At 60.7% G+C, this 10165-nt stretch carries 6 protein-coding genes and 2 rRNA genes (1 of these 8 running past the window's edge); 3 read left to right on the plus strand and 5 right to left on the minus strand.

Annotation, left to right across the window (positions count from 1 at the left end; all coding sequences use genetic code 11):
* Positions 1 to 46: 46 nt before the first annotated feature.
* Genes mksB through mksF form a run of 3 tightly spaced genes read left to right on the plus strand, consistent with a single transcriptional unit; the run spans position 47 to position 4861 of the window.
* Positions 47 to 1324, plus strand: coding sequence for an Mks condensin complex protein MksB (gene mksB / locus ACMGF8_RS31030; RefSeq protein WP_060841105.1), 1278 nt, complete (start codon positions 47 to 49; stop codon positions 1322 to 1324).
* Entirely contained in the window at positions 1314 to 2021 is a 708-nt protein-coding gene (mksE, locus tag ACMGF8_RS31035) for an Mks condensin complex protein MksE (RefSeq protein ID WP_047285462.1), read from the plus strand. The genes mksB and mksE overlap by 11 nt, the downstream gene beginning before the upstream one ends.
* Entirely contained in the window at positions 2018 to 4861 is a 2844-nt protein-coding gene (gene mksF, locus ACMGF8_RS31040; RefSeq protein WP_115580942.1) for an Mks condensin complex protein MksF, read from the plus strand. The genes mksE and mksF overlap by 4 nt, the downstream gene beginning before the upstream one ends.
* A gap of 133 nt (positions 4862 to 4994) precedes the next feature.
* Here mksF and ACMGF8_RS31045 read toward each other — a convergent pair whose 3' ends face one another.
* From ACMGF8_RS31045 to ACMGF8_RS31065, 5 genes are all read right to left on the minus strand, one after another.
* On the minus strand, positions 4995 to 7298 hold the full coding sequence (locus ACMGF8_RS31045) for a PqiB family protein (protein WP_115580943.1): 2304 nt from the start codon (positions 7296 to 7298) through the stop codon (positions 4995 to 4997).
* Complete coding sequence (locus ACMGF8_RS31050; RefSeq protein WP_102860187.1) at positions 7291 to 7914, minus strand: paraquat-inducible protein A; 624 nt, start codon at positions 7912 to 7914, stop codon at positions 7291 to 7293. Before ACMGF8_RS31050 ends, ACMGF8_RS31045 begins: the two co-directional genes overlap by 8 nt.
* The gene (locus tag ACMGF8_RS31055) at positions 7901 to 8560 is read right to left on the minus strand and encodes a paraquat-inducible protein A (protein ID WP_102860186.1); all 660 of its coding nucleotides are present in this window, start codon (positions 8558 to 8560) and stop codon (positions 7901 to 7903) included. Before ACMGF8_RS31055 ends, ACMGF8_RS31050 begins: the two co-directional genes overlap by 14 nt.
* Positions 8561 to 8708: 148 nt before the next feature.
* A 5S ribosomal RNA gene (gene rrf, locus ACMGF8_RS31060) occupies positions 8709 to 8824 on the minus strand.
* 139 nt (positions 8825 to 8963) lie between these two features.
* Positions 8964 to 10165: ribosomal RNA gene (locus ACMGF8_RS31065) — 23S ribosomal RNA — on the minus strand; it runs 1690 nt beyond the window's last position.

Here is a 10165-nt window from a genome sequence, read left to right on the forward strand (position 1 = left end):
TGCAGTACAATCGCCGCTTTTCATTGCCAACCAGCCGGCCATTCCGATGATCGAACCCAAGCGCGTCTTGCGCGCCCTCGCCGAACACTGGGCACTTCTGGAGCCGCTGTGCGAGCACTTCGACCAAGGCACCCTGAGTCTTGCCGAACTGCGTTCACAGCTGGCTGCCCAACAACTGGACAGCACGCCCCAGGACATCACCCACCTGCTGGACGTATGGATACGCCTGGACATCCTGGTCCCGGTGGCGAAAAGCCCGAACCGTTTCGAGCTCAATGCGCAGATCCACGACTTCCTCGCCTACCTGCGCCGTGAACACCGCCTGGGCCTGTGCCTGGAAATCGAAGCCTACCTGCGTCACCTGGAGCGCCTGGCCGGGTACATCCAGGACGCCTTCGACGTGCGCGACGGCAACGACCTGGCGCGCCAGCTGCGGCTGCTGGACATGCGCGTGCGCGATGTCCTGAAGAAGCTTGCCAACGACGAACAGGCCCTGGTGGCCGTAGCCGAACGGGCCAAGACCAGCGACCGGCAGATTCCCCTGCGCCAGCGCTACGCCGAGGTGCTGGCCACCTGGGACGAATACGTCGAACCGATGATCCAGCTGGTGAACGCCGACGGCGCCTTCGAACAGGGCGTGCGCAAGGTGGAAAACGTCCTGCTGCGCCTGCTCACCGAGCAGCAGCGCCTGGGCCACCTGGTGGACGACGACATGCTGCTGCGCACCCACGCGCGGATCCTGGAAATGCAGACCAGCGCCCAGCTGACCCTGCGCCACGCCCGGGAACTGCTGCTGCCGCTACGTGAGGAAGCCCGCCGGCACAACGCCGTGACCCGTGGCGCGGCCCTGGCCCTGGCGGCCATCCGGCGCAAGGGCATCGACGCGGTGCCCCAGGCGGCGATGCCGATGTTTACCCGTCCGCAGAGCACCTTCCTCGGCAGCTCCGGCCAGGTGGAAGCCTATGTCTACGCCCTGGCCCGCTTCGAGCCCAAGCCGGCGCGTTTCCCCAAGGCCCACAAGACCCACAAGGGCCTGGCCCCCAAGGCGCCGCGCACGGTTCGGGAAATGCTCGAACGCTGCGAAGACGCCCTGCCGATGCCGGACCTGATGAGCTGGCTGCTGGACCAGGAGCCGGATGGCGCCACCGACGAACTGCTGTACTGGTTCTCGCGCCTGTCGCGGGAAAAACGTTTCAAGCGCGAGCGCCTAGAACGCCGCGACTACCACACCCAGGAGCACCAGGTCAGCCTGCGCTCCTTCGCCCTGCTCTCGGCCCGCGATGACGCCGCCGAGCATTCTGCGAGCAACGCCAATGCATCTTGATCTTTCCGAACTGTCCCAGCTGGCGCCGATCTTCCGCGAGCTGTTCAAGGGTTACCACGTCAGCCGCCGCGACCCGGAGCTGTACGCGCAATTGTCGAACTTCCAGGACCAGTACCGCACGCTGTTCAAGGCCCTGGGCTTCGAGCTGGTGTGCGACACCCGGGGTTTCTACTACTTCGTGCCGGACAACGCCGCCGCCCAGGTGAACAAGACCGCCCAGCGCCTGGCGCTGTTCACTTTCATCCTGGTGGAGCATCTGGCCGACCAGGGCCGCGACCCGATTGCCGTGCTAGATGGCGGCAGCCTCGGCCGTGACGAACTGCCGTCCTTGCTGGAGAAATACCGCGACCTGTTCATCCAGGCTGAAGTGCAGACCCAGGAAGAGCTGGAAGAAAAAATCATGCGCCGCATGACCCAGCTGGGTTTTGCTGCCGAGGAACCGGGGATCTACCGCTTCCTGCCGCCAATGCACCGCTTCCTCGACGTTTGCCTGTCGGTGCAACAGGACCGCGACCTGGCCGCCAGCCTGCACAGCGTGCTGCCGTTGCCGACCCCGGTACTGGTGGACGACGACAGCGACGAGAAACTGCTGCAGACCGATGACCCGCTGGACCTGAGCGAATTCGACGAGTCCGAAGAAAGTGAAGAAGACGCGCTGGCCCGGGCCATCGCCGAAGAACAGGAGCTCGACGCATGAGCAAGGAACGCTACGGCATCCGCCGCTTTGCCCTACTGAACACCGCTGGTTACAGCCTGGGCCTGTTCCCCCTGGAAGAGCCGCTGTCGGTCTACGGGGCCAACAACCTGGGCAAGTCGGCGTCGATCAACGCCCTGCAATTCCCGATCCTGGCGCGCATGTCGGACATGAGCTTCGGCAAGTACAGCCTGGAACAGTCCCGGCGCTTCTACTTCGCCTCCGACACCAGCTACATCCTGGTGGAAGTCTCGCTGCCCCACGGCCCTCATGTGATTGGCGTGGTCGGGCGCGGCCCGGGCGGCGGCTTCGGCCACCAGTTCTTCGCCTACGCCGGCCAGCTGGACCTGGCGCATTACCAGAAGGACGACACCTGCCTGCGGCAGAAAGAGCTGTTCACCAACCTGGAACGCCAGGGCCTGAAGGCCTATGAGCTCAAGCCCGATGAACTGCGGCGCCTGCTGGTGGGCGGCCACACCTCGATCCCCCTGGACCTGACCCTGATCCCGCTGCGCTCCACCAGCGAACAGAGCCTGAAAACATTCCGCGCGCTGTTCATCAACCTGCTGCACATGCGCGAGATCACCGCGGCCAAGCTCAAGCAGCTGTTCCTCGATGCCTTCGAGCACAGCCTGCGCTCCGGCAGCGTCGACTACATCGCCGCCTGCGACGAAGCCTTCCGCGATGTGCGGCGCATGGAGCAGGACTACAACTCCCTGGTGGCCGCCGGCCCTCTGGTGGAAGCCCTGGCCAACGGCGTGAAGCAGCGGGACATTCTGCGGGGCAAGCTGCATCGCCTGTCGCCGCTGCTGGATTCGCTGCTGGGCACCTGGTCGGACTACGCCGGCGCGCGCAAGGAAGAGCTGACCATCCAGGCCGAGCACTACCGTAATGAGCAGGACGCGCTGCAGAACGACCAGCGCAGCAGCACCCAGGAAATGATGCGCCTGGAACGGGAAATCACCGGCACCCAGCGCTGGCTCGGCGAGTTGTCGGTGCTCAAGCATCGCTTCGCCCTGGTGGATGACGTCAAGGTCCTGGAACAGCAACTGCTGGCGGCCAAGGATGCCCACGATGAACTGGCCGGCGCCCTGGCCCAGTCCCGGCAGTTCTCCGCCGAAGACCTGGAAGAACGCCTGCGGGATCTGGAAAAGCGCCTGAAGTCGGTCAAGCAGCAACTCGATCACGCTGACAACAACAGCTATGCCCGCCTGCGCGAGGAGTTCTCCCAGCAGGACGTGGAGCGCCTGATGCGCCTGTTCAACAGCGCGCTGTTCAGCCTGCCCCTGGGCGAGCATGGCATCGCCCTGGACGACAACGGCGAGTGGGTGAAGTCGGTGGAGCTGATCCTCGACGGCTTCAAGGGCGAGCGTTTCGAAGTGCCGGGGTTGACCATCGACCTCTCCCACATCGAGCCGCCAGCCTTGCAGGCCCTGGCCGACCGCGCCGCCCTGCGGGATCAGAAAGAGCGTCTGGAAAAAGAACTCAAGCAGCTCAAGACCCAGGCCGCCGTGGCCGCCGACCGCGCCGCGAGCAAGACCCAGACCGAGGCCCTGTACCAGCAGGTACTGGATGCGCAGAAGGCCCTGGAAGACTTCCGCCGCGCCCAGACCCTGAGCGCCGAGGAAGGCGAGAAGCTGGAACAGCTGGCGCAGATGGAAGCCGCCCAGGACGAACTCAAGCGTTCCAGCGATGCCTTCACCGAACGCGTCCAGCAACTGTCGGCCAAGTTGCAACTGGTGGGCCGGCAGATCGCCGACATGGAAGCCAAGCAGCGCACTCTGGATGACGCCCTGCGTCGCCGTCAGCTGCTGCCGGCAGACCTGCCGTTCGGCACGCCGTTCATGGACCCGGTGGACGACTCCATGGACAACCTGCTGCCACTGCTCAACGACTACCAGGACAGCTGGCAGGGCCTGCAACGGGTCGACGGGCAGATCGAGGCGCTGTATGCCCAGGTACGCCTCAAGGGCGTGGCCAAGTTCGACAGCGAGGATGACGTCGAGCGCCGCCTGCAACTGCTGATCAACGCCTATGCCCACCGCACCGACGAAGCCCTGACCCTGGGCAAGGCGCGCCGCGCGGCGGTGACCGACATCGCCCGGACCCTGCGCAATATCCGCAGTGACTACGACAGCCTGGAACACCAGCTGGCGCTGTTCAACCGCGAGATCAACAAGCGCCAGGTGTCCAACCTGCAGAGCTTCCGCATCGTCCTGGCGCCGAACAAGGAAGCCCTCAAGCACATCGACCAGATCATCCACAGCGCCGGCCAGTACGAGGAAGGCGAGACCCTGTCGGTGTTCGACCTGAGCCAGAGCGCCGAGCAGGACAACAAGAACGAAGAGGCCAAGGAGTACCTGGCGCGGCTGGTGGCAGCCAACCACAACCAGTTGGGCCTGAAGGACTTGTTCGAGCTGGCGTTCGAGATCACCAAGGTCAACGGCCAGCCGGTGATCCATACCGACATCGATGGCGCAGCGTCCAACGGCACCACCATGACCATCAAGGCGCTGACCAACATGTACCTGTTGCTGCACTTGATGGACCGCGACCAGGCCGGGCGCATTCGTCTGCCTTACTACCTCGACGAAGCGGCGGACATCGACGAACGCAACCAGGCGGCGCTGCTGGAAACCAGCCTGCAGTTGGGCTTCGTGCCGATCCTGGCCAGTGTGAAGCCGCAGGTGTCGGCCCAGGTCGCCATCGACCTGGAAGGCGGCAGCGGACCGAACGGCATCTACATCGATGAGGCGGACTGGAAGTTCATCCGTCGTCACGATCAGGTCAAGGCGACTCTGAACGTGGAACCCGAAGCAGAAGCGGAACTGGACGAAGTCTGACTGGGTAACGCTGCAACGTAAAAGGCCGCGCTCTTGGGAGCGCGGCCTTTTTTATTGGATCGCTTTTGTAGGAGCTGGCTTGCCAACAAAAGCGTGCTCTGGGCTTGAGGGCTGCTTCGCTCCTACAACAGGGTTACTTGCCCAGGGGGATCTTGGGAGCCCAGGTCAGCCATTCATCCTCGAACTTGTCGAACAGCGGGAAGGTCTGCTGGGGACGGGCCGGGTTGCCCATGCGTTCGCCATCCGGGGTGGCGAAGGCGATGCCGCCCTGGATCAAGGTTTCCAGGGATTCGGTGCGCACTGTGGCGCCCTTGAACAGGCCAAAGTCCACACCGAATCCGCTGCTGTTCCAGAAGCGCGTGCCACCACGAATCAACGGCGCGTACTTGGGTTCGATGAGGATATGGATCAGTACCCGGTCGGCGGTCTGTCCCAGTTCGTAGCCGGTGACCTTGCCCACGGTCACTTCCCGGTAAGTCACTGGGACACCCACCTTCAGCGAACCACGGCGAGCAGCACTCAGCACCAGGCTCAGACCCGCTTCCTGGGAGCTGGCTTCCGGTGGCTGCGGCAAGGCGACAAAGCTGGTTTGCACGCCCTGGTTCTTCACCGCGGGCTGAACCTCGATGTATTGACCGGTCACCAGGGTTTCCAGGTTCGAGGTCTTCATCAGTCCCAGTTCCGGCTTGACCACCCAGAACTGGCTGCCGACCCGGGCAATACGTTCCGGCACTTCGGTGATCCGCGCCTTGAGCATTACCGATTGCAGGTCGGCGCTGAGGGTCACTTCTTCCAGTTTGCCCACATCCAGCCCCTTGAAGCGCACCGGCGTTCCGGCGCGCAGCCCATCGGCGCGATCAACCTTGATGTTGATCAGGGTGCCACGCTGCGCCGCCTCTTCCTGGTTGGCGAACAGACGGAACCGCGGAATGCGCTTTTTCAGCGGCACGTTGGGCAGCGGCGTCTCGAAGGCGATGCCGCCGGCCATCAGGCTTTGCAGCGACTCACTCTTGATCTGGATACCGCCAGTGAGGCCGCCCGTGAGGGTGATGCCGCTGACGTTCCAGAAGCGCGTCGAGCCGTTGACCAGTCCCTCGTATTCTTTCTCGATATGAACACCGATCACCACTTGCTTGCGGGTGTGGGAGAACTGATAGCTCTGCACCGAACCGACCTTGACCTGTTTGTAGAGAATCGGGCTGCCCACCTCCAGGGAGCCGAGATTGTCGGTAAACAGCACCATGTGCAAGCCGGGTGCCCGCAGGTCCAGGGGTGGGGCCTTGGCCCGCGCCTCGAACTCCCGCTGGGGGGCGGCGCCCTTGTCACCGGGGCGAATGGCGATGTAGTTGCCTTTCACCAAGGCCTCGAGCCCCGTGATACCCGCCAGGGAGATCGAGGGTTTGACAGTCCAGAACTGGGTACCCTGGACCAGATAGTCCTCGGCCAGTGGGTCGAGGGTCAGCTCGGCGGTGGCACTCGTCAGGTCGGAGTCGACCTTCAGGGCTTTCAGGCTGCCCACCTGGATGCCTTTGTACATCACGGGCGTGCGCCCTGCCTGCAGGCCTTCGAAATCGGTGAGTTTGACTTTGACCCGGATGCCCGCCTGGGCGGCATCGAAATCTTCGTACAGGCGGAACGGCAGGCTAGGATCGGTGGGCGGGCTGTCCTTGCGATTTTCCGGAGTGGCGAACGCGATACCGCCGGCCACTATGCTGGACAGGGACTCACTGCGTACTTTTACCCCGGACAGATTGGCGTCGATGCTGATGCCGCTGGCGTTCCAGAAGCGTGTGTGTTTGCGCACCAGATTGGCGTAGGTCGGTTCAATGTAGACCTTGAGCTCGACGGTGTTCTGATCCTCGGAAAGCAGGAAGCTCTTGATCTGTCCGACCTGGATTTGTTTGTAGAAGACCGGACTGCCGCGGCTCAACGACCCCAGGCGTTCGGCCTTGATGGTCAGGTGCAGGCCAGGCTTGGCATCCGATAACGGTGGCTCTTCGGCCAGGGCCTTGAACTTGCGCGTGGGCTCTCCTTCTCCGGGATTGACCGCGATGTAATTGCCTGAGACCAGGGTTTCCAGACCGGTGATCCCGGCCAGGCTGACACTAGGCTTGACCAGCCAGAAGCGGGTGTTGGTCTTCAGGTACTGTTCGACATCCTTGTTCATTTCGACCGTGGCAATCACCCCCTTGGAGTTGCCCTCATCGTCCAGAGCCAGAGTCTTGACCTTACCCACAGGCATGCCTTTGTAGACCACTTCGGTCTTGTTGGCCTGTATTCCTTCGCCGCTTTCAAAGCGCAACTGGATCTCGATACCGGTCTGGCTGTAGGCACGCCAACCCAGCCAGCCACCGATGATCAAGGCAATCAGGGGCAGCACCCAGATGGCCGACCAGTTGGAGGCCGGGCGGGTTTTGGCGGTAGGCAAATCACTCATGGTCGTCGTCCGACTCCGTGTTATCCCAGATAAGTCGGGGATCAAAAGTTACTGCGGCCAGCATGGTCAGGATCACCACGCTGGCAAAGGCGACCGCCCCGAGATTGGCCTCGATACTGGCCAGCCGGCCAAAGTTGACCACCGCCACCAGAATGGCGATGACGAAAATATCCAGCATCGACCAGCGACCGATGAACTCGATGAAGCGGTACATGATAATCCGTTGCCGCGCTGACAGTGGCTGGTGACGCTGCACCGAGAACAGCAACAGGGCAATGCCCACCAGTTTGAAGGTGGGCACCAGAATACTGGCGACAAACACCACGGCGGCGATGGGGAACATTCCATGCTGCACCAGTTGGATGACCCCAGACATGATGGTGCTCGGGTCGCCCTGGCCCAGCGAGCTGACGGTCATGATCGGCAGGACATTGGCGGGTATATAGAGAATGGCGGCGGTAAGCAGCAGAGCCCAGGTACGCAGGATGCTGTTGGGACGCCGTGGGTGTACCAAAGCTCCGCAACGAGTGCAGGTCTGCCCGTCGCTGTCGGCCTCCTGCCGGTTCAATTCATGGCATTCGGTGCAAATCAGAATGCCTGCATCAATCGCCCGCATGTATGTCTTCTCCCGATAGCGCCTGCCAGACCTGATGAGGCGACATCACCACTTCCAGCCAGACCTGCACCAACAACAGACTGATGAAACACACCAGCCCCAGGCCTACGGTGATGGAGGCCATGTCGGCCAACTTGACGATGGCCACCAGTACGCCCATCAAGTAGACCTCGAGCATGCCCCAATCGCGCAAATGGTGATAAATGCGATAGAGCAGCAAACCGTAACTACGGCCGATGTTCCAGCGGATACTTAGAAGCACCAGAAGTTGGCAAATCAGCTTGAGTAATGGAATGCCCATGCTGCACAGGAATACCACCAGCGCTACGCCTTCCATGCCGGTATCGAACAGGCCTTGTACCCCACTCCAGACCGTATCTTCGGAAGACTGTCCCAATAGATTGAGCTGCATGATGGGTAGAAAGTTCGCCGGCACGTAGAGCAATAAGGCGGCTATTACCAGAGCCAGGCTGCGTTCGACCACATTATGCCGATGGGCATACAGCTCATAGCCACAACGCGGGCACTGTGCTTTCTCGCCAAGGGCGAGCGTTGGCTTGCGCATCAGCAGGTCGCACTCATGGCAGGCAACCAGGTCGTCCAGTGGTAGTTCTGACAACCCGGGGGCGTCAACCGGATCTGGCATAGAGGGCTCTGGAATTGGAAAAAGTAGCGGCTATTCTAGTGTTCCAATTCGAAAATAACTGTGCAATTTTGTTTGCGAATAAGAGCAATTTTTCTCCGCGCAAAAACAAAACCCCAATTGCTTTCGCAATTGGGGTTTCGGAATTTAATCTTGACGATGACCTACTCTCACATGGGGAAACCCCACACTACCATCGGCGATGCATCGTTTCACTTCTGAGTTCGGGATGGGATCAGGTGGTTCCAACGCTCTATGGTCGTCAAGAAATTCGGTAGCCAGTCCGTTGCTGATGCAACGTGCCAGCGAATGGGTATGTAATAGATTTGTGTGCTGTGCAAACTTTCGGTTTGTTTCGTCTTCACACACCGCAACTCGCTTCTTAAGCAAATTGCTTGGGTGTTATATGGTCAAGCCTCACGGGCAATTAGTATTGGTTAGCTCAACGCCTCACAGCGCTTACACACCCAACCTATCAACGTCGTAGTCTTCGACGGCCCTTTAGGGGATTCAAGATCCCAGTGAGATCTCATCTTGAGGCAAGTTTCCCGCTTAGATGCTTTCAGCGGTTATCTTTTCCGAACATAGCTACCCGGCAATGCCACTGGCGTGACAACCGGAACACCAGAGGTTCGTCCACTCCGGTCCTCTCGTACTAGGAGCAGCCCCTCTCAAATCTCAAACGTCCACGGCAGATAGGGACCGAACTGTCTCACGACGTTCTAAACCCAGCTCGCGTACCACTTTAAATGGCGAACAGCCATACCCTTGGGACCGGCTTCAGCCCCAGGATGTGATGAGCCGACATCGAGGTGCCAAACACCGCCGTCGATATGAACTCTTGGGCGGTATCAGCCTGTTATCCCCGGAGTACCTTTTATCCGTTGAGCGATGGCCCTTCCATACAGAACCACCGGATCACTAAGACCTACTTTCGTACCTGCTCGACGTGTCTGTCTCGCAGTCAAGCGCGCTTTTGCCTTTATACTCTACGACCGATTTCCGACCGGTCTGAGCGCACCTTCGTACTCCTCCGTTACTCTTTAGGAGGAGACCGCCCCAGTCAAACTACCCACCATACACTGTCCTCGATCCGGATAACGGACCTGAGTTAGAACCTCAAAGTTGCCAGGGTGGTATTTCAAGGATGGCTCCACGCAAACTGGCGTTCACGCTTCAAAGCCTCCCACCTATCCTACACAAGCAAATTCAAAGTCCAGTGCAAAGCTATAGTAAAGGTTCACGGGGTCTTTCCGTCTAGCCGCGGATACACTGCATCTTCACAGCGATTTCAATTTCACTGAGTCTCGGGTGGAGACAGCGCCGCCATCGTTACGCCATTCGTGCAGGTCGGAACTTACCCGACAAGGAATTTCGCTACCTTAGGACCGTTATAGTTACGGCCGCCGTTTACCGGGGCTTCGATCAAGAGCTTCGCGTTAGCTAACCCCATCAATTAACCTTCCGGCACCGGGCAGGCGTCACACCCTATACGTCCACTTTCGTGTTTGCAGAGTGCTGTGTTTTTAATAAACAGTCGCAGCGGCCTGGTATCTTCGACCGGCATGAGCTTACGGAGCAAGTCCTTCACCCTCACCGGCGCACCTT

This window comes from Pseudomonas sp. BNK-7 (genome assembly GCF_048072025.1).
GTDB lineage: Bacteria > Pseudomonadota > Gammaproteobacteria > Pseudomonadales > Pseudomonadaceae > Aquipseudomonas > Aquipseudomonas danubii.